The sequence below is a fragment of the Deinococcus planocerae genome, from assembly GCF_002869765.1.
In the GTDB taxonomy this organism is placed as follows: domain Bacteria; phylum Deinococcota; class Deinococci; order Deinococcales; family Deinococcaceae; genus Deinococcus; species Deinococcus planocerae.
The window spans coordinates 16,313-36,274 of record NZ_PNOR01000038.1 but is presented as its reverse complement, the minus strand read 5'-3'; the positions used below and the strand labels follow the sequence as shown (position 1 = coordinate 36,274).

Genomic DNA, 19,962 nt, shown 5'->3' with positions numbered 1-19,962 from the left:
CCCTTCCTGCACGTGCCCGAGACCCGCGTGCATGCCCCCGCGGCGCGTGAGGAGGCCCGGGCCTATGGCCGCGCCCTGCTCGACTTCTGGGTGCGCGAGGCGGGCCGCGCCGGGGTGGCCGCCGCCCCCCAGGAGGCCGAGGGGCCCGTGGCCGACGCCATCGCGCGGGCGGCTGCCGGGCTCGGGCAGAGCGCCGTCGTGATGGGCACCCACGGTCGCCACGGCGCCCCCGCCGGGCTGCTCGGCAGCGTGGCCGAGCGCGTCACGCACCTCTCGACCCGCCCGGTGCTCCTCCTGCGCGGGGACGCCGCGCCCGAGGCGTGGGTGGTCCACCCGGAGCGCCTTCCCGAGGAGCTGCCCGGGTGGCCTCCGGGCGGGAGTTTCGCCCTCTTCCGGCGGGTGCTCGTGGCGGTCGACGGGGAGGCGAGCGGCTGGGCGGCCCTCGCGCAGGGGTCGGGGCTCACCCGGGCGCTGGGGGCCAGGCTCCACGTGCTGCACGTGATCGAGTCCTTCCTCACGGTGGGAAGCCCCCGGACGCGGGCCGCCGACTGGGACACGGTGCGTCAGGCCGTGCGGCGCGGCGGGCGGCACGTGCTCGAGGAGGCGCAGCGGCGGGTGCCCGGCGCGCCCCTGACCCCGCTGCTGTACGAGGCCCGGGGGCATCCCTTCGGGCGCGCGGTCGCCCAGGCGGCGGGGGACGTTCAGGCCGACCTGATCGTGGTGGGCACCCACAACCGCACGGGGTTTGACCGCTGGCTGCTCGGCAGCGTGTCGTCGCGGGTGATGCGCTCGACCGGGCTCCCCGTCTTGCTCGTGCCCCTGACCCCGCACGCGGCGGAGCGGCCCGCGGCCCCCCTGGGGCGGTCCGGGACGCTGGGCGGCTGAGGCCGCCTGGGGCGCGGGACACGGCGGAAGGAGGCGTGGCGTTGGAACTCGGGTTGTGGGTGTGGCTGCTCTTCGCGGCGGGGCTGGGCGCGCTCTTCGTGCTCGACCTCCTCGCGCTGCGGCGCGGTCCCCTGCGGTCGCGCCACGCCCTGCTGCGGACGCTGGGGTGGACGACGCTCACGCTGGTGTTCGCCGCCGCGCTGTGGCGCTTCGAGTCCCCGGAGCGGGCGGGCGACTTCGTGGGCGCGTACCTCAAGCTGCTGCCCGTCGAGAGCATCTTCGTCTTCGCCGCCGTGTTCAACCTGCTGGGTGTCCCGCGCGAGCTTCAGGCCCGGGTGGTGCTGTGGGGCGTGCTCGGCGCCCTGGTGGCGCGCGGGGCGCTCACCCTGCTCGGCATCCAGGCGGTCGAGGGGTTCGGGTGGCTGCTCCCCACCTTCGGGGCGCTGCTCATCCTCGTCGGCGTGCGCAGGCTGAGTGGGGCGCGGGGCTCGCACGTCCTCGACCTGCGTCCGTTCAAGCGGTTTCTCTGGCGGACCCTGCGCGTCGAGGAGGCCGGGGAGGGCGAACGCTTCCTGGTGCGGCGGGGCCGGGCGTGGCGCTCCACTCCCCTCCTGCTCGCGCTCGTCCTCATCGAGGTGACGGACGTGGTGTTCGCGCTCGACGTGATTCCTGCGGTCCTCGCCATCACCACCGACGAGTTCCTGCTCTTCGCCGCGAACGCCCTCGCCCTGCTGAGCTTTCGCAGCCTCTATTTCCTGCTCGCGGGGCTCACCGAGCGCCTGACCTACGTCCCCCTCGGGGTGGCCCTCGGCGTGATCTTCGCGGGCGTCAAGCTCGTCCTCACGCCCGTCTGGACGATGCCCACCGCCCTCTACCTCGCCGTGTACGTGGCCCTGCTCCTCGTCGCGGCCCTCGTGTCGCTGCGCCGGGGCGCGTCCCCGTCGGGCGCCGCCCCCTGACCCCCAAGGAGAGCCCCCATGACCACCCGGCCCCTGAAGGCGCCCCTCTCCCCCGCTCCCGCCGACGCCGAGCCCCCCTGGCACACCCTGGAGGCCGGGGCCACCCTCGCCGCCCTGGCGACCGACCCCGAGCGCGGCCTGGGCGAGGCGGAGGTGGGCGCACGGCTGGCCCGGCTGGGGCCCAACGAACTCGTCGACCGCGGGGTGAAGAGCCCCTGGAAGATTCTGTGGGAGCAGCTCACCGCGGTGATGGTCCTGATCCTCTTCGCGGCGGCGGGGCTCTCCGCCTTCCTGGAGAAGTGGCTGGAGGCGGGGGCGATCCTCGCCATCGTGCTGCTCTTCGCGCTGCTCGGCTTCCTTCAGGAGTACCGGGCGGAGCGGGCTATCGCCGCCCTGCGGCGCCTCGCCGTGCCCGTCGTGCGCGCCCGGCGAGGCGGCGAGTGGCGCGAGATCAGCGCCCGCGACCTCGTGCCCGGGGACGTGATCGCCCTGGAGGCCGGAAACGTCGTGCCCGCCGACGTGCGCCTCCTGGAGAGTGCCAACCTGCGCGTGCAGGAGGCGGCCCTGACCGGGGAGTCCGAGCCGGTCGAGAAGGAGGTCGCCGCGCTGACCCGGGCGGACGCGCCGCTGGGCGACCGCCGCAACCTCGGCTTCATGGGGACCACCGTCACCTACGGGCGCGGGGCGGCGGTCGTCGTCGAGACGGGGATGCGCACCCAGCTCGGGCGCATCGCCACCCTGATTCAGGACGTGAAGGGCGGCATGACGCCGCTGCAAGCCCGCCTCGACCGGGTGGGCAAGGGCCTCGCGGCGGCGGGGGTGGTCGTCGCCCTCCTGATCCTCTTCGTCGGGTTGGCCGCCGGGGAGGCCTTCGAGGACATGGTGCTCACCGCGATCAGCGTGGCGGTCGCCGTCGTGCCCGAGGGGCTGCCCGCCGTCGTGACCTTCACGCTCGCGCTGGGTGCCCAGAAGATGCTGCGGCGGAGCGCCCTGATCCGCAAGCTGCCCGCCGTCGAGACGCTGGGCTCGGTCACCACCATCTGCTCGGACAAGACGGGCACCCTGACGGAAAACCGCATGACCGTCACCGTCCTCGACGTGGCGGGCGAGCGGGTGGACCTGAGTCAGACGCTGCACGCCCGGCTGCCCGCCCTGGAGCGCGGGGACGCCCGGCCCGAGGTCTCACTCGGCACCTCACCCCTGATGCGCCTCACCCTCGCGGCGGCGGCGCTGTGCAACGACGCAACGGTAAAGACCTCCGACGAGGGACGCCTCGACACCCTGGGCGACCCCACGGAAGGGGCCCTCCTCGTCGCGGCGGCGAACGCGGGCCTGGCGCAAGGCGAGCTGACGGCAGCCCTGCCCCGGGTGGCGGAGCTGCCCTTCGACTCCGAGCGCAAGCGGATGACGACGGTGCACGCGCGGGCGCGGACGGTGCCGGACGGCCTCGGCGCGGTGCTCGGGCGGGACGGGCTGAACCCGGGGCTCGGCTTCGTGGCCCTCACGAAGGGGGCGGTGGACGGGCTGCTCGGCCTGTCGGCGCATGTGTTCGATGGCTCGGACGTGCGGCCCCTCGACCCTGAGTGGCGCCGCCGCATCGAGGGAGCAAACGACGCCCTGGCGCGCGACGGGATGCGGGTGCTCGGGGTGGCCTTCCGCCTGCTGGACGCGCCCCTCGCCGACGAGGGGGTGGAGCAGGGGCTCGTATTCCTTGGCCTCGTGGGCATGATCGACCCGCCGCGCCCCGAGGTCCGCGAGGCCGTCGCGCGCTGCCGGGCGGCGGGCATCCGGCCCATCATGATCACGGGGGATCATCCCCTCACGGCGAGCTTCATCGCGCGCGACCTCGGCATTTCCACGGACGAGCGGGTGATCACGGGGGTGGACCTCGCCCGCATGACGGACGCCGACCTGGGGCGGGCCGCATCGGACGTGAACGTCTTCGCGCGGGTGTCCCCGGAGCACAAGCTGCGGATCGTGGAGGCGCTCCAGACGCGCGGGCAGGTCGTCGCCATGACCGGGGACGGGGTGAACGACGCGCCCGCCCTGAAAAAGGCCGACATCGGCGTGGCGATGGGGATCACCGGGACGGACGTGTCCAAGGAGGCCGCGGACATGGTGCTGCGCGACGACAACTTCGCCACCATCGTCGCGTCGGTCGAGGAGGGGCGCACGATCTACGACAACCTGCGCCGCTTCGTGAAGTTCGCCATCACCGGCAACGTCGGCAAGGTCGGCGTGATGCTGCTGTGGCCGCTGCCCTTCGCTTTGACCGGTCTTCCGCTGGGCTCGGCGGTCGCCCTGCTGCCGCTGCAACTGCTGTGGCTCAACCTGATGACCGACGGCCTGCTCGGTCTGGCGATGGGCGTGGAAAAGCCCGAGAGCAATGTCATGGGCCGTCCTCCCCAGTCGCCGAAGGAGGGCATCTTCAGCGGCGGGATGGGCTGGCACGTGGTGTGGGTGGGCGCCTACATCACGGTGGTGGCGCTGGGGGTGGGTTTCTGGTACTACCGCCAGGACCTGCCGCAGTGGCAGACGATGATCTTTACCACGCTGGCCTTCCTCCAGGTCTTCCAGGCCCTCGCCATCCGCTCGAACACCGAGCCGGTCTGGAGGATCGGGCTCTTTTCCAACCGCCTGCTGGTGGGCCTCACCCTGCTCGTCGTGGGGCTGCAACTCGCGGTGCTGTACGTGCCGCTGCTCCAGGCGACCTTCCTGCGGCTCGTGCCGCTCTCCGCCGCCGACCTCCTGATCGCCGCCGGGCTGGGCTTCACGCTCCTGGTCGCGGTGGAGATCGAGAAGTGGCTCGCCCGCCGCCGGAGACGGGGCCGCCCGGCCCCCGCCCACGCCTGAACCCGCCGAAAGGAGCCCCGCCATGCCGCCGCACCCCCGGCCCGACCCCCGCCCGCACCCCCACGCCGGAGCCCACCCAGGGCCGCGCCCCCAGGAGGGACGTATGTTCAAGCACATCCTCGTGACGACCGACGGCAGCCCGCTCGGTGGGCTCGCCCTGCCCCACGCCGCCGACCTCGCCCGCCAGTACGGGGCCACGCTGAGCCTGCTGTACGTGGTGCCGCCGCCCCAGCTCGGGGTTTTCGCCGAGGGGGCGGCCTACGTGTACGACTATCCGGAGGAGCGTGAGAGATTGATCGAGGAGGGCGCCCGGCTCCTCGACGAGGCCCGCCGGGACATCGACTTCCCGGAGGCGCGGGTGGTGTGCCGCGAGACGGACGGGCGGCCCGTTGCGGAGGTGATCGCGGACGAGGTGGGGAGGAGCGGCGCCGACCTCGTGGTGATGAGCACCCACGGGCGCGGCGGGCTCGCGCACCTGTTGCTGGGCAGCGTGGCCGAGGCGGTGCTCAAAAGGGTCCACGTACCCGTGCTCCTCGTGCGCGGTCCCGGCGAGGTGGCGAAGGGTCGCCCCACCCGGCAGTCCCAGGCCCGCTCGTGACCCGGCGCCCTCTCCCCGACCCCGCCCACGCCCAGGAGGAAGCCATGCCCACCCCCGTCAAGGACCTGATGAGTCACCCGCCCGTCACCGCTCCCCCCGACACCACCGTGCCCGAGGCGGTGCGGATGCTGGGGGCGCGGGGCATTCGCCGCCTGCCCGTCGTCGAGGGCGGGAGACTCGTCGGCATCGTGACCGAGCGCGACCTCAAGGAGGCGATGCCGTCGGCGTCCACCACCCTGAGCATCTGGGAGATCACGTCGGCGCTCTCGCGGCTCACCCTGCGCGAGGTCATGAAGACTTCGGTCCTCACCGCCGACGAGGACGCCCCCCTGCACGACGCGGCGTACACCATGCTCCGGCACCGGGTCGGCGGCCTGCCCGTGGTCAACGACCGCCACGAGGTCGTGGGCGTCGTCACCGTGACCGACGTCCTGCGCGAGTACGTGCGCCTGAGCGGGCTGGGCAGGGAGGAGGCGGGCGAAAGGCTGCCGGACCCCACGTCCAGCCGTTGACCGCTGGGGGGCGGGCGCTGGTCGTGGACGTTCGCAGCCGCGAGGAGCAGGACGCGGGGCACGTGGAGGGGGCGCCGGACAGGAGGCCCTGAGCGCCCGGGGCTTCAACCCGGCGGGGCAGGGTGAGCGGGCCCCTTCCCTACCGCGTCAGCGCGTAGGGGATCACGTGTGGCCTGCCGGTGTCCGGGTCGGCGAGGATGTGGGCCTTGAGGCCGAATACGTCGCGCAGCAACTCCGCCGTCATCAGGTCCCCCGGGCGGCCCTGGGCGTACACCCGCCCCCCCTTCATGGCGACGATCTCGTCGCTGTAGCGCACCGCCTGGTTGAGGTCGTGCAGGACCATCACGACCGTCTTGCCCTGGTCGCGGTTGAGGCGCCCGGCGAGGTGCAGGACTTCGAGCTGGTGCGAGAGGTCGAGGTAGGTCGTCGGCTCGTCGAGCAGCAGGATGTCGGTCTGCTGGGCGAGGCTCATGGCGATCCACGCGCGCTGCCGCTGCCCGCCCGAGAGGGCCTCCAGGGGCCGCCCTGCGAAGACGGTCATGCCCGTCTGGGCGAGGGCCCACGCCACCGCCTCGCGGTCCTCCTCCCGCCGCACGGGAAAGCGGCCCTGGTGGGGGTGGCGCCCGAACCACACGAGGTCCTCGACGCTCAGGCCCTCGGGAGCGGTCGGCCCCTGGGGCAGGATCGCCAGCCGCCGCGCCACCTCGCGGGAGGGCAGGGCGTGGAGGGCCTGACCGTAGAGGCTGATCGAGCCGCTCCCGGCGGGCAGCAGCCGGGCCAGGGCGCGCAGCAGGGTGCTCTTGCCGCAGCCGTTCGGCCCGATGATGCTCGTGATCTTCCCGCCCGCCACGCGCAGGTCGAGGTCGGGGACGATCACGCTCTGACCGTAGGCGAGCTTGAGATTCTGGGTGGAAAGCGGAACTGGAGTCTGGACGGTGGGGGTCTGGGTCATGCGCTGCGCCTCAGCAGGTAGAGGAAGTATGGCGCCCCCACGAGCGTCGTGAAGACGCCCGCCGGAACCTCGACCGGCGGCAGCAGGGTCCGCCCCAGGGTATCGGCGGCCAGGACGAGCAGGGCGCCGAGGAGCATGGAGACAGGCACGAGCCGCGCGTGCCGCCCCCCCACGAGCAGCCGCGCGAGGTGGGGAGCGAGCAGGCCCACGAAGCCCAGGATGCCCGCCCCCGTGACGGCGGCCCCGGCGAGCGCGACGCCGACGCCCAGAGACAGCAGCCGCGCGGCGCCGACCCGCGTGCCGAGAGAGGTGGCGAGGTCTTCCCCGAGGCCCAGCACGTCGAGCGTGCGGGAGAGCAGCAGGGCGGCGGGCAGCAGCACCAGGGCCCAGGGCAGCACCCGCGCCACCCGGTCCGCGTCCGCCCCGTACACCGTGCCCGCCAGGAACGTGAGGGCCGTACCCAGCCCGTCCGGGGCCCGCACGAGGACGAGTTGCTGCCACACCCCCAGCGCCGCCGCCACCGCCACGCCGACGAGGGCGAGCCGCACGGGGTGGAGGCTGTTCAGGCTCACCCCCCGCCACTCCCGCGCGAGGAGGAGCACCAGCCCGAAGCCCCCCCACGCGCCCGCGAGCGCCGCCCAGGGCAGCCCCCCCACCGGAGCCCCCGGCCACGCGAGCAGGAACACGGTGACCGCCAGCCCCGCCCCCGCCCCCACCCCGATCAGGTCCGGCGAGGCGAGCGGGTTGCGGATCACGCCCTGCATGATCGCCCCCGACGCCGCGAACATCGCCCCACACAGCAGCGAGACGAGGACCCGCGGCACCCGCAGGTCGAGGACCAGTTGCCGGGTCAGGCTGTCTCCCCCACCCGCCAGCACCCGCAGCACGTCGGCGGCGGGCGTCCTCACCGCGCCGAGCCCCAGGGCGAGGACACAGGCGAGCCCGGTCAGCCCGGCCAGGAGCAGCCCGACGAGCAGGGCCCGGCGCGCGGTGTACGGGCTGGAGATCACCTGTACCCGAACTCCGTGGGGGGCGCGGCGTCCTGAAGGAGGCGGCTCTGGATCGTCTCGGCCACCATCAGCTTCAGGGCGATGGGGCCGCGTCCGCGGGTCCAGTTGTCGCGGCTGAACTCGTAGACCCGGCCCCTTTGCACGGCGGCGAGCTTCTGCCACAGGGGGTTGGTCTTCCACGTCTCGGTGATGGGCCTCTCGTCGGGGGCAGTGAAGAGCACGAGGGTCTGCGGATTGAGGGCGACGAGGCCCTCCAAGGAAATCTCGTACTGGGTCTGCCCGTCCTTCACGGCGACTTGGTTCCTCCGCCCCAGGTCCTCCAGGAAGCTGCCCACGAAGCTCCCGCTCGTGTGGACGGTGAGGCTCCCGGGCGTGGCGACCGCCGCGACGAAGGGGGGCGCGTTCCTCCGGGCGAGCACCCTCGCCTTCGCCAGGAGGCTCCTCTGGTCCGCGAGGAGTTGCCGTGCCGCTCCCTCACGCCCGACGAGGCGACCGATGGCGAGGGTCTGGGCGTTCAGGTCGTCGAGGCTGCCCCGGCGGCTCTGGAAGGCGGCGGTGGGCGCGAGTTTGGAGAGTTGCGGGTAGACGTTCCCGTGGACAAAGGCGTCGGCGAGGATCAGGTCGGGGCGGGCGGCGGCCATCGTCTCGAAGCTGGGCTGGGCGCGGCTGCCCGTGACGGTCACGCCCTGCACCCGATCTCTGAGGTAGGGCGGCGTGCCCCGGTCGCCGCCCGCGGTGCCCAGCGCCGCCCCGACCGGCTTCACGCCGAGCGCGACGAGGGTGTCCACGAACGAGTATTCCAGCGCGACGACTCGCCGGGCGGGCTGGCTCAGGTTCAGCGTGCCCCGCTCGTGGTTGACGGTGACGGCGGCGGCGGTGCCGAGGGTGAGGGCGGCGAGGAAAAGCGGCTTCTTCTGCATAGGATGATTCTCCTTGGGTTATCTGCGGCCAATCCGGCGCGCGAGGAGCACGAAAAAGGGCGCCCCGGCGGCGGCGACGAGGATGCCGACGGACGTCTCGGCGGGGCGGTCGATGAGGCGGGCGACGATATCGGCAAGGATCAGGAAGGCGGCCCCCAGCAGGGCGGCGAGGGGCAGGCTAAGGCGGTGGTCCGGTCCCATCAGGGCGCGCGCCGCGTGGGGAATGACCAGCCCCACGAAGCCCACCGGGCCGACCACGCTGACCGACGCCGCCGCGAGAAGCACCCCGAGGACCGTCACGAGGGCCGAGTCGCGCTCGGTGCGGGCGCCCAGGCCGCGGGCCACGTCCTCCCCGAGGGCGAGCACGTTGAGCCGGGGCGTGAGGAGAAGGGAGAGCAGCAGACCCAGCCCCACCCAGGGGGCGACCTGCGCCGCCTGTGCCCAGGTCCGGCCCGCCACCGAGCCGGAGAGGGCGAAGAGGGCGCCCTGAGCGCGTTCCTCGAACAGGATTTGCAGGCCACGGGTGACGGCTCCGAAGAGGCTCGCCACCGCCACGCCCGCGAGCGCGAGTCGCAGCGGCGTGACCCCTACCCGCCGCGCGACCCCGTAGGCGAGGGCCGCCGCGAGGGCCCCACCCAGAAAGGCGGCGGGCACGAAGAGGGCGGCGGGGGCCCCCGGAAAGAACACCACCATGACCAGGATGGCGAGGGCCCCGCCCGCCTCCACCCCCAGGATGCCGGGGTCGGCCAGGGGATTGCGCGTCACCCCCTGGAGGAGCAGGCCCGACACGCCGAGCCCCGCCCCGGCGAGCGCGGCCACCACCGTGCGCGGCAGCCGCAGGGTATGGATCACGAGGCTGTCGGTGCCGTCGTCCGGGGACAGGAGCAGGCGGGCGACCCGCCCCAGGCCGATCTCGCTCGCCCCCAGCGCCAGCGAGGCGAGGAGGGCGAGGCCGAGGAGCGCGGCGGCGAGGGCGAAGGTCAGGGGGCGTCTCAAGCGGGGCTCGGCTCTCCGTAAGCGATCTGCACGTCGGGGGCGGCGTACTGCCGCACCGGGCCGAGGTCGGCCCTGTGGCTGGACCCGGGGAGGTGGAGGGGCTCGGCCTCCCGGACGAGCGCGCTGGCGTGGCCCCGCTCGCCGTTCCAGGTATAGGACAGGGTGACCCGAATGCCTTCTTCCTCCGTCTGCACCCGGGCCGTGCGCTCCGCGTTCAGCCAGTCCCAGCCGTGGCGGGCGAGGAGTTCCCGGTCGAGCACCTGGGCGGGGGCGGGCAACCCCGCGAAGCCGCGCAGATGCTTCCCGACCTCTGCCGGATGCACCTCCCGCCGGGCGATTCGGCCCGCCAGCTCCGGCGTCAGGTGGGCCCACAGGAGGCCGGACGGCAACTCCACCGCCGTCGCGGCGAAGCGGTGGCCCCCGAAGTGGCCGGTGCGCCAGACCCGGTGCCCTTCCCGCCGCAGGCCGTGGTAGACGGGCATCCCGTACTTGCCGCAGGCCGCGTCCACCGTCCCGTGCGTGCAGACGTGGTGGTCGGAGCCGGAAGGAGCAGGGACCTCGGCCCACTCGCCGCCCACGAGCCCTTCGGGATGCAGCAGGGTGGCGGTCAGCCCGCGCGCCCACTCGGTCTGGGGGAGGTCGGACTCGTAGTCGCGGCGGGTGAAGCCTCCGGCCCCCCGCACGTGATGGCGGACCCGCAACGGCCCCCCGGATCGCTCCGGCGCGGCCATCAGCAACCCGAAGCCCGCCCCGCTCGCCTCTACCTTGCCGCGCAGGGCCTCGAAGACGCCGCGCTGCTCGCTCGTCCAGGCCTCGGCATTGCGCAGGCTCGCCCACACGGGCACGCCCAGTTCGAGGACCGTCACCTCCTGCCAGTGGGGGGCGGTGCCGATGGGGTCCTCCCCGGCGGCGCGGGAAGCGTCCGCGCACAGGGGAAGGCGGGCGGGGGGCGTCTTCAGCTCACTCAACGCCCCGTCACCCCCGGGCGGGCCCCGCCTGCCAGCCTCCTCACTTCACCGCCTCCAGGATCAGGCGGGTCACGTCGTTGCTATTGCGGATGGAGACGAGAGGGCCCGACCACGGGCTGTTCGCCTCCAGGTTGTAGACCACGCTCTGACCCCTCAGGCGCTGCCCGACCGCCGACTTCAGGAAGGCGTCGCCGCCGTTGTACTGCCCGGCGGGCGGCATGATGACCACCAGCGTCTGCTTGTCCAGGTTCAGCAGAGCCTCGTCGCTGATCTGGGCGCCGACGCCCAGGGTGGTGGAGGGGGCCCTCAGGCCGTCCTTGAATCCCAGCGCGCGCAGGTCGTCGATGAGGCGGACCTCGTTGTAGAGCCAGGTGCTGCCCCCCGTGAAGGGCGAGACGACCACGACCTTGGGGTACTTCCTGAACACGCCCGCCGCCGCGAGCCTGCGGGCGTTGGCGCGGTTGGTGTCGGCGGCCTGCTTGATCACCCGCTCGGCCTGCACCTGCCGCCCGAAGACGCGGGCGAGGTTGCGCAGGCTCCCCTGCCAGAAGCCCGGGGCGTCCTCGCGGAACCCGGCGGTGGGGGCGATGCGGCTGAGCCTGTCGTAATTCTGGTTGCCCTCCCAGGTCGAGCGCACGATCAGGTCGGGCTTCAGCGAGAGGATCGTCTCCAAGTTGGGCGAGGTCCAACCTCCCACGAAGCGGGGGTTATTCAGCTTGCCGCGCGCCAGGAAGCCGGTCCTGAGCACCTCGGGCTTGAGAAAGCCCCCCGCCGTCAGCCCGTCGGGCCCGGTGACCGCGCTCCCCAGCCCCACCACCCGGTCGCCCAACCCCAAGGCGTAGATCATGTCCAGCGCCCCCTCGTCGAGCACGACGAGGCGTTTGGGGTCGCGCGTCACCTGCGCGGTGCCCTCGTCGTGCTTCAGGGTGACGGTTTGGGCCGACGCGGCGGCGAGCGACAGGGCGGCGAGGGAAGTCAGGAGAGCCTTCATGGGCCACATACTCGTTAATCCGATCTATTTAGTCAAGATTAGCCGTGGCGGCTTGGCTTGACACCCTCGCCTGTAAACGCTTACAGTTCGAGAACCGATGGAACCGACGATTAGGGACGTGGCGAGGCGTGCGAACGTCTCGACCGCGACGGTTTCGCGGGTCCTGAACGGGAGGCACTGGGTGGCGGAGGAGACGAGGGCCGCGGTGCTCGGCGCCGTGCAGGAGCTGAACTACAAGCCCAACGCGGTCGCCCGGAGCCTGATGAGCGCCCAGACGAAGACGCTGGCGATCCTCTTTCCCAAGGTGTCGGACATGTTCTCGGGCACGGTGCTCGGCGGGGTGGAGGACGCGGCGCAGGGGCGCGGCTTCAGCGTGATCGTGGGCCGGACGGGCGGCGACCACGAGCGCACGCTGGGATACCTGCAACTCCTCGCCGAGAAGCGGGTGGACGGCCTGATCTTCGCCAGCGAGGTGCTGCGGGGCGAGTACGCGGAGTTCATCGGGCGGCTGCGCCTCCCGCTCGTCGTCCTGTCGGGCGAGAGCGCGCGGCCCGGGACCCCCACCATCCGCTGCGACGACCGCCAGGCCGCCTACGCGGCGACCTCGTACCTGATCGGCCAGGGCCACGAGCGGATCGGGATGCTCTACGGCGGCCCGCACGAGACGCCCGAGCAAAGTAGCCGCCTTTCGGGCTTCCACGAGGCGCACCGCGACCACGGCCTCGTGGTGGAGCCGGGGCGGGTGCTGTGCCTGGGGGGCTTCGCCTTCCGGGACGGGCAGACGGGCGGCGCGGCCCTGCTGGGGCAGGCGCAGGGCCTCACCGCCGTCTTCGCCAGCAGCGACGAGCTCGCCCTGGGGGTCATGTCCGCCGCCTTCAAGCGGGGGTTGCGGGTGCCCGACGACCTCAGCGTCATGGGCTTCGACGACCTTCCCCTCGCCGAGATGAGCCTGCCGCCGCTGACCACCGTGCGTCAGCCCCTGTACGGCATGGGGCGCCGCGCGGCGACGATGCTCCTCGATCACATCCAGGGCGTCCAACCGCTCGGGGGGCACGCGATCTTCCCCACCACCATCGTGGAGCGGCAGAGCGTGCGCAGGGTCTAGGCCCGCCCTTTTTGCCCGTACCTGTAAGCGTTTACAGAAGGAGTCCCGCATGGCGTGGTGGAAACAGAGCGTCGTCTACCAGATCTACCCCCGCAGTTTCCTCGACACCGACGGCGACGGGGTGGGCGACCTGCGCGGTATCACGGCGAGGCTCGACTACCTGCACACGCTCGGGGTGGACGTGATCTGGCTGTGCCCAGTCTACCCGTCCCCGAACGACGACGGCGGCTACGACATCAGTGACTACCGGGGCATCCAGCCCGAGTTCGGCACGATGGCGGACTTCGACGCCCTGCTCGCCGGATTGCACGCGCGCGGGATGCGGCTGGTGATGGACCTCGTGGTGAACCACACCTCGGACGAGCACCCCTGGTTCGTGGAGTCGCGCCGCTCGAAGGACAACCCCTACCGCGACTTCTACCTCTGGCGACCGGGCAAAGGCGGCGGGCCACCGAACAACTGGGGCTCGCACTTCGGCGGCTCGGCGTGGAAGTACGACCCGCGGACGGACGAGTATTTCCTCCACCTCTTCTCCGAGCGGCAGCCCGACCTGAACTGGGAAAACCCCCGGGTGCGCGAGGAGGTCCACGACCTGATGCGCTTCTGGCTCGACAAGGGCGTGGACGGCTTTCGGATGGACACCATCAACATGCTCTCCAAGGCGCCCGACTTCCCCGAGGGGACCGCGCGGGGCGACCACCCCCTCGCGGAGGAACACTTCCTCAACGGGCCGCGCCTGTTCGCCTACCTGCGGGAGATGAAAGATCGGGTCCTGTCGGGGTACGACGTGCTCACCGTCGGGGAGACGCCGGGGGTCAGCCCCGAACTCGGCCTCGCGTACACGGACGCGGCGCAGGGCGTGCTGAGCATGATCTTCCAGTTCGACCACATGGCGCTCGACAAGGACCCGGGGCACCCCACGCCGAGGTGGACGCACGTGCCGTGGAGCCTCGCCGAGCTGCGGGAGGTCACGACCCGCTGGCAGCGCGCCCTGCACGGCCAGGGGTGGAACAGCCTCTACCTCTCCAACCACGACGTGCCCCGGATGGTCTCGCGCTTCGGGGACGACGGGGAGCACCGCGTGGCGTCCGCCAAGCTCCTCGCCACCTTCCTGCACACGCTGGAGGGCACCCCCTACGTCTACCAGGGCGACGAGATCGGCATGACGAACGTGCGCTTTCCTTCCATCGAGGCCTACCGCGACGTGGACACCCTGAACTTCTACCGGGAGCGGGTGACCGAGGGCGGCCACTCCCCGGAGGAGACGCTCGCCCTGATCCACGCCAAGGGCCGCGACAACGCCCGCACGCCGATGCAGTGGGACGCCTCCCCCAACGCGGGCTTCACCACGGGCATCCCCTGGATCGGCGTCAACCCCAACCACACGGAGATCAACGTCGAGGCGGCGCTGCGTGACCCGAACTCGGTCTTCTGGTACCTCCGCGACCTGATCCGGCTGCGGCGCACGTACCCGGTGATCGTGGAGGGCCGGTACGACCTCCTGCTGCCCGACCACCCCACGGTGTACGCCTACACGCGGACGACCGGGGGCGAACAGCTCCTCGTCCTGCTGAACTTCAGCCGGGAGACGGTGAGGCTCGCCTGGCCGCTCGACTCCCCCCCCTCGCCCTCCACGCGGCTGCTCCTGGCGAACTACGCGGCGCCGGGGGGGCCGGAACAGTGCCTGACCCTTCGCCCCTACGAGGCGCGGGTGTACCTCACCCCGGGAGAGGAGGTGAGCGCCTGACCCAGCCCACTCCCCGGGGTTCGTGACGCTCCCGCCCACGTCTTGCAGGAGGTGCCCCGTGCCCGGAATCCGCCGAGTGTCCCGCTCCGCCCGCCTCTCTCCCCATCCGGAGGAACCATGAAGAAGCTGCTTCTGACCGCGAGCCTCACCGCCGCCGCCCTCGCCGCCCAGGCGGGAGCCGTCACCGTGACCATCGACTGTGGGGCGGGCCCCGGCTACGACCTGTGCAAGGAGGGCGTGAACCGCTGGGCCAAGAAGACCGGCAACACGGCCAAGTTCTTCGAGAGTCCCAACAACTCCACCGACCACCTCGGCCTGATCCAGCAACAGCTCGCCGCCAAGAGCCCTGACATCGACGTATACCTGCTCGACATCGTGTGGCCGGGCCTGCTCTCGGACCAGCTCGTGGACCTGAAGGGCAAGGTTCCCGCCTCTGAACTCAGCGGGCACTTCAAGGGCATCGTCGACGCGAACACCGTGAACGGCAAACTTGTCGCCGTCCCCTGGTGGACGGACGCGGGCCTGCTGTACTACCGCACGGACCTCCTGAAGAAGTACGGCTACAACGCCCCTCCCAGGACCTGGGCCGAACTGGTCACCATGGCGAGGAAGATTCAGGCGGGCGAGCGCAAGACGAGCAAGGCCTTCACGGGGTTCGTCTTCCAGGGCCGCAACGGAGAGAGCCTGACCTGCAACGCGCTGGAGTGGGTCGCCGCCTTCGGGGGCGGCACCATCGTCGACGACAGCGGCAAGATCACCGTCAACAACCCCAGGGCCGCCCAGGCGCTGGGTACTGCCGCGAGCTGGATTCGTGACATCACTCCCGCCGGGGTGATCGCGTACGACGAGGAGCAGGCACGCGGCGTCTTCCAGTCCGGCAACGCCGCCTTTATGCGCAACTGGCCGTACGCCTGGGCGCTCGGGCAAAGCGCCGACTCCCGGGTGAGGGGCAAGATCGGCGTGGCGGCCCTGCCCGCCGGGCCGGGGGGCAGGGCCGCCGCCACCCTCGGCGGCTGGAACCTCGGCGTGAACGGCTACTCGAAGAACCAGGCGGCGGCCATCGACCTGATCCGTTACCTCACCGGCCCGCAGGAGCAGAAGATTCGCGCCACCGTGCCGGGCGCCTCCTTCAACCCCACCCTGCAAGCGCTCTACAAGGACCCCGAGGTCCTGAAGGCCAACCCCTTCTTCGGGAGCCTGCTGGGCGTGTTCACGAACGCCGTGGCCCGCCCCTCGGGCCCGACCAAGGGGAAATACAATCAGGTCTCGCAGGCCTTTGCCAACGCCGCCAGCAGCGTGCTTAACCGCAAGGCCACGGGGCAGGCGGCGGTCACCCAACTCTCCACCGAACTCGCCCGCATCAAGGGGCGCGGCTGGTAGGCTCACCCCGGCAACGCGGGAAGGGCAGGCCAGCCGGTCTGCCTTTCTTCCGCTTTTTCGCCGCGCGGGCACCTGGCCCAGCGGCTCCGTGCGTCCGGGGAACTCGCCCCCGTGGGCAACGTCGTTTAGACTCGCTGCGGCCTTTCTTCGCCCCTCTACTCCCACTCCCCGCCCCCACTTCCCGCAAGGACGACTCCCATGACCCAGCCACGCGTCACCATCTGGAACGAGTTTCGCCACGAGCACGAGAATCCCGCCGTCCGGGCAATCTATCCGGGGGGCATCCACGGGGCCATCGCCGAGGGCTTGCGCGCCCAGGGTCTCGGGGAGGTCCGCACCGCCACCCTCGACGAGCCCGAGCACGGCCTGACCCGGGAGGTGCTGGACTCCACCGACGTGCTCGTCTGGTGGGGGCACAAGGCGCACGGGGCCGTACAGGACGAGGTGGTGGACCGGGTGGTGGACCGGGTGTGGGACGGGATGGGCCTCATCGTGCTGCACTCGGGGCACTTCAGCAAGCCCTTCAAGCGGCTGATGGGCACGAGCTGCGACCTGAAGTGGCGCGAGGCGACCGACAAGGAGCGGCTGTGGGTCGTCAACCCCGCGCACCCCATCGCGCAGGGCGTCGGCGAATACCTGGAACTGCCCGCCGAGGAGATGTACGGCGAGCACTTCGACATTCCCGCGCCCGACGAGCTGATCTTCGTGAGCTGGTTCACCGGGGGCGAGGTCTTCCGGTCGGGCTGCACCTTCACGCGCGGGAGCGGGAAGATCTTCTACTTCCGGCCCGGGCACGAGACCTACCCGACCTACCACCACGAGGGCGTGCTGCGGGTGATCGCCAACGGGGCGCGTTGGGCGGCGCCGACGGCGAGTGCCCCCCGCGCCTTCGGGAACCGTCGGCCCCTCGAAGTGTTGCCCGAACGTGGGCTGCCCGAGCGGGCGGGAGAGGGCGCATGACCCAGCTCCCGGGGACCCAGGTCCTGAACGTCGGCATCATCGGGGCGGGGGCGATCTCGTCGCGGCATTACGAGGGCTACCGGCTGGCGGGGGCGAACGTGGTGGCCTTCGCCGACCCCAGCGAGGCGACCCGCCTGAGGCGCGAGGAGGAGTGGCAGGCGCGCGGCTACGCGGACTTCGAGGCGATGCTCGAGCGCGAGGCCATCCAGGCGGTGAGCATCTGCACGCCGAACGCCTTCCACGCGCCCGCCGCGCTCGCCGCCCTGGGGCGGGGCATCCACGTCCTGTGCGAGAAGCCACTCTCTCTGGACCTCGCCGCCTGCGACGCGATGATCACGGCGGCGCGGGAGGCGGGGGTGGTCCTCCAGACGAACCACCACCTGCGCTCGAACCCGCTGGTGGAGACGGCCAAGCGCCTCATCGACGAGGGGCGGATCGGGCGGGTGACCTTCATGCGGCTGCGGCAGGCCCACGACTGGGGCGGGGCGCCCGAGGTGCGGGGGGCTTTTGGGAGCCTGGCGGCGAGCGGCGGCGGCACCCTGCTCGACAACGGCTGTCATCTGATGGACCTCGCGCGTTACCTGGGGGGCGAGGTGCGCGCCGTGTTCGCCCGCATGAACACGCTAAAGTTCGACATCGAGGTGGAGGACACCGCCGTCGCCAACCTGGAGTTCGAAAGCGGGGCGCTGGCGAGCGTGGAGACCGCGTGGACCGCGACCGGGTGGGAGGAGAGCTTCGCGGTGTACGGCACGGCGGGGGCGCTGGAGTGCAGCAACCGGCTCGGCAAGCCGCGGCTGCGCCACCTCCACCGGACCTTCGACTTCGGAGGCTGGGGCGAGGGCGACGAGACGTGGTACGACGCGGCGAACCCGGGGAACGCGCACGTCCGCAGCGTAGGGCACTTCGTCGCGTCGGTGCGTGAGGGAAGGCCCGTGATCTGCACCGGCGAGGACGGGCGAGAGAGCGTGCGGCTGGTGCTCGGCGGCTACGAGAGCGCGCGCAGCGGCCTCCCCGTGGAGCTGTAGGGCCGAGCGGTACCGGGTCGCATTTTCCTCTCCCGGCCTGACCTATAACGGGGCCCATCACGGAGGTGGGGATGAATCGCACGGAGGAGGGCCTGTTCGTCGGCGCGGCGCTGGTCGTGCTGACGCCCGCCGTCTTGTATGGAGCCCAGAGCCTGCTCGTGCGGCCCGCCGCCGCCGAGGCCTCCCCAGGAACGGTGGTCGCGGCGGCCCCCGCCCCGGTACGGGAGGCACCGAACGCCCCGCCCCACCCCGCCCCCACCCCCCCGGACGCGGCGCCCTCCCCTCCCCCGGCGCCCGTCCAGGCCACTCCGGCGCCGGTGCCCGCCGAGCCGCCGGTCGTTCCCGCGCGGCCCGTCTCGCCGCAGGCCCCAGCGGTCGCGGCGCCGCCCACTCCAGCCCCCGCGCCCACGCTCGACCCCCTCGCCCGGGGCCGGGAGCTGACCGGGCTGCTGTACAGCGAGCGGCTGGAGGAGGTGTGGGCGGCATTCCTGCCCGCCGTGCGCGCCGACTGGCGCGACTTCGCCGACTTCCGGGCGTACCGCCGCAGCGGCCTGGAAGCCTACGGGGCCGAGACGCGGGTGCTCGGCGAGCGGGTGACGCGGGGAGGTGGCCTGACCTACTACACCCGCACGGCCACCTTCGAGCGCGGCCCGCGAGAGGGCTGGACGCTGATCTTCGGGCTCGACTCCCGGGGCCGGGTGCAGGAGTTCGGCATCGTGGAGGCGGGCCTCGTGCCGCAGGGCGCGGGGGGGCCGAGCCCGTGACGGAGACTGGGTGAGCCAATTTCGCTGAACGCGACCGTTCTCGAGAGTACCGACGGTCACGGGAGACCTGACCCGCTCAGCCCGCTGCGTCCTTCACGAAGAGCACGCCGTCCGTGAGAGTCAGGTCCCGTGCCGCGATAGGAAAGGACCCAGCCTGAGGGGGAAGGTCCGTTCTCCTGACGAGAGCTTGTGGGAGCGCGGCGCTCAGCTCCCGGGAGGCGAACAGGGTGGCCGGGCCGGAAAGGTCCATCAGGGCGCCCGCCAGCGTGTCCGGGGCCGGTTCCCCGATGCCCCTTTGCGGCGCCGTCCCCAGGTCACCCGCGATGAAGGCGTACCGGTTGCCGAGGCGGGTGCTGACCTGCGCCCCGGCACTCCACCACTTCAGGCGCGTTCCCCCCATCTTCATCGCGCTGACCTGGCGTTGCAGGTGGGCGTTGTGGGCGAACACGAGGGTCGGCCCGCGCCCGCGTTCACGCCCGGCGACGGCGCCGAGGTTGTCGGCCATCATCAGGTCACGCAGGGCCAGCATGCGCGACACGCGGGTGGACCCGGGGTCGGCGATCACCGCGTGGTAACGCAGCAGGCCCGTCGCGGTGCGGGCGTGCAGCCTCGCCTCCCAGAACCCGGGGTAGGCGGCCAGTCCCGGCGTCTCGGTTCGCAGGAGGGTGGAGAGGTCGTCGGCCAGCCGCCGTAAGTGCCGCGCCTCGCCGCCGTTGCCGATGGACCTTGTGGGGTCCAGGGCCGCCTCCGGATTGACCCAGGGAGCGTCGTCGCCGCAGAGGTGTTCCAGGGTGGCCCTGTTCACGGGGAGGTCTTCCAGATGCGCGCCCAGGAAGGCGTGCAGGGCGAGCAGGCTGGCGCGGGGGCTGGCGGCCCATAGATTCTCCAGAGGTGCATCGAAGCCGTAGAAGTGTAGGCGGTCTCCTGGTTCACGCCCGGCGTTGAAGGCGCTCATCCACTCGACCAGTTCCCAGTTGGCCCTCACCGCGCCGAAGCCGTGGCTGAATCCCGTCTCCAGAGCCTCATCCAGGGTGCCGTGACCCGACGCGACGTGGGCATTCACCCGCAGGCCAGCGATGATGTCACTCTCAATGGCGATGGACCGGAATCCGTGACGCTCGACCAGCGCGCGGAAGAGGCGGTTGCGCCAGGCAGGGAAGGCGTCGAGGCCGTGGGTGGGCTCCCCCAGGGCGAGGAGCTGAGGCGGGGCGGGCAGGGTGCCCAGAAAAGCGGTGAGCGCGGTGTGGGGCTCGGTCAGGTCCCAGCGCCGTAGAGATGGGGGGTGGTCTGGCATGGAGGGCTCCTTTGCCACAGGGCGCGCCCGCTCTGGCCCCCTC

18 protein-coding genes are annotated in these 19,962 nt (G+C 72.2%); 11 read left to right on the top strand and 7 right to left on the bottom strand.

Annotation, left to right across the window (positions count from 1 at the left end):
- The 5 genes from A7B18_RS17695 to A7B18_RS17675 form a co-directional block, all read left to right on the top strand.
- On the top strand, positions 1-885 hold an 885-nt coding region (locus A7B18_RS17695), incomplete at its 5' end, for a universal stress protein (RefSeq protein ID WP_102128020.1).
- Between the two features lie 35 nt (positions 886-920).
- Positions 921-1,844 (top strand): TerC family protein, encoded by a 924-nt coding sequence (locus tag A7B18_RS17690; RefSeq protein ID WP_180970219.1) that lies wholly within the window; start codon positions 921-923, stop codon positions 1,842-1,844.
- A gap of 18 nt (positions 1,845-1,862) precedes the next feature.
- Positions 1,863-4,697 (top strand): cation-translocating P-type ATPase, encoded by a 2,835-nt coding sequence (locus A7B18_RS17685; protein WP_102128018.1) that lies wholly within the window; start codon positions 1,863-1,865, stop codon positions 4,695-4,697.
- A gap of 103 nt (positions 4,698-4,800) precedes the next feature.
- Positions 4,801-5,295, top strand: coding sequence for a universal stress protein (locus tag A7B18_RS17680; RefSeq protein ID WP_102128017.1), 495 nt, complete (start codon positions 4,801-4,803; stop codon positions 5,293-5,295).
- A gap of 44 nt (positions 5,296-5,339) precedes the next feature.
- Complete coding sequence (locus A7B18_RS17675) at positions 5,340-5,807, top strand: CBS domain-containing protein (RefSeq protein ID WP_102128016.1); 468 nt, start codon at positions 5,340-5,342, stop codon at positions 5,805-5,807.
- Positions 5,808-5,946: 139 nt separating this feature from the next.
- Here the strand turns inward: A7B18_RS17675 and A7B18_RS17670 are convergent, their stop codons facing one another.
- From A7B18_RS17670 to A7B18_RS17645, 6 genes are read right to left on the bottom strand one after another with little or no spacing between them, the layout of a single operon-like run.
- Positions 5,947-6,759: an ABC transporter ATP-binding protein gene (locus A7B18_RS17670; RefSeq protein WP_102128015.1), complete on the bottom strand. Its 813-nt coding sequence runs from the start codon at positions 6,757-6,759 to the stop codon at positions 5,947-5,949.
- Positions 6,756-7,766, bottom strand: a complete 1,011-nt coding sequence (locus A7B18_RS17665) for a FecCD family ABC transporter permease (RefSeq protein ID WP_180970221.1) — start codon at positions 7,764-7,766, stop codon at positions 6,756-6,758. The genes A7B18_RS17670 and A7B18_RS17665 overlap by 4 nt, the downstream gene beginning before the upstream one ends.
- Entirely contained in the window at positions 7,766-8,689 is a 924-nt protein-coding gene (locus A7B18_RS17660; RefSeq protein ID WP_102128013.1) for an ABC transporter substrate-binding protein, read from the bottom strand. The genes A7B18_RS17665 and A7B18_RS17660 overlap by 1 nt, the downstream gene beginning before the upstream one ends.
- A gap of 18 nt (positions 8,690-8,707) precedes the next feature.
- On the bottom strand, positions 8,708-9,685 hold the full coding sequence (locus tag A7B18_RS17655; RefSeq protein ID WP_102128012.1) for a FecCD family ABC transporter permease: 978 nt from the start codon (positions 9,683-9,685) through the stop codon (positions 8,708-8,710).
- A complete protein-coding gene (locus A7B18_RS17650; RefSeq protein ID WP_245872949.1) occupies positions 9,682-10,653 on the bottom strand; it encodes a sucrase ferredoxin in 972 nt (323 codons plus the stop codon). The genes A7B18_RS17655 and A7B18_RS17650 overlap by 4 nt, the downstream gene beginning before the upstream one ends.
- A gap of 40 nt (positions 10,654-10,693) precedes the next feature.
- The gene (locus A7B18_RS17645) at positions 10,694-11,644 is read right to left on the bottom strand and encodes an ABC transporter substrate-binding protein (RefSeq protein ID WP_102128024.1); all 951 of its coding nucleotides are present in this window, start codon (positions 11,642-11,644) and stop codon (positions 10,694-10,696) included.
- A gap of 97 nt (positions 11,645-11,741) precedes the next feature.
- Here A7B18_RS17645 and A7B18_RS17640 point away from each other — a divergent pair, with 97 nt between their 5' ends.
- From A7B18_RS17640 to A7B18_RS17615, 6 genes are all read left to right on the top strand, one after another.
- Positions 11,742-12,749, top strand: a complete 1,008-nt coding sequence (locus tag A7B18_RS17640) for a LacI family DNA-binding transcriptional regulator (RefSeq protein WP_102128011.1) — start codon at positions 11,742-11,744, stop codon at positions 12,747-12,749.
- A 49-nt stretch (positions 12,750-12,798) separates the two neighbouring features.
- Positions 12,799-14,496 carry a glycoside hydrolase family 13 protein gene (locus A7B18_RS17635; protein ID WP_102128010.1) on the top strand — a complete coding sequence of 566 codons (1,698 nt, stop codon included), beginning with the start codon at positions 12,799-12,801 and terminating at the stop codon, positions 14,494-14,496.
- Positions 14,497-14,613: 117 nt separating this feature from the next.
- Complete coding sequence (locus A7B18_RS17630; RefSeq protein ID WP_102128009.1) at positions 14,614-15,876, top strand: ABC transporter substrate-binding protein; 1,263 nt, start codon at positions 14,614-14,616, stop codon at positions 15,874-15,876.
- Positions 15,877-16,074: 198 nt separating this feature from the next.
- Entirely contained in the window at positions 16,075-16,836 is a 762-nt protein-coding gene (locus A7B18_RS17625; protein ID WP_102128008.1) for a ThuA domain-containing protein, read from the top strand.
- Positions 16,833-17,861 (top strand): Gfo/Idh/MocA family protein, encoded by a 1,029-nt coding sequence (locus A7B18_RS17620; RefSeq protein ID WP_102128007.1) that lies wholly within the window; start codon positions 16,833-16,835, stop codon positions 17,859-17,861. Before A7B18_RS17625 ends, A7B18_RS17620 begins: the two co-directional genes overlap by 4 nt.
- 71 nt (positions 17,862-17,932) lie before the next feature.
- A complete protein-coding gene (locus A7B18_RS17615; protein WP_102128006.1) occupies positions 17,933-18,625 on the top strand; it encodes a hypothetical protein in 693 nt (230 codons plus the stop codon).
- 76 nt (positions 18,626-18,701) lie between these two features.
- On the opposite strand, the gene A7B18_RS17610 is transcribed toward A7B18_RS17615, so the two are convergent.
- Positions 18,702-19,919 (bottom strand): erythromycin esterase family protein, encoded by a 1,218-nt coding sequence (locus tag A7B18_RS17610; RefSeq protein WP_102128005.1) that lies wholly within the window; start codon positions 19,917-19,919, stop codon positions 18,702-18,704.
- Between the last annotated feature and the right edge of the window lie 43 nt (positions 19,920-19,962).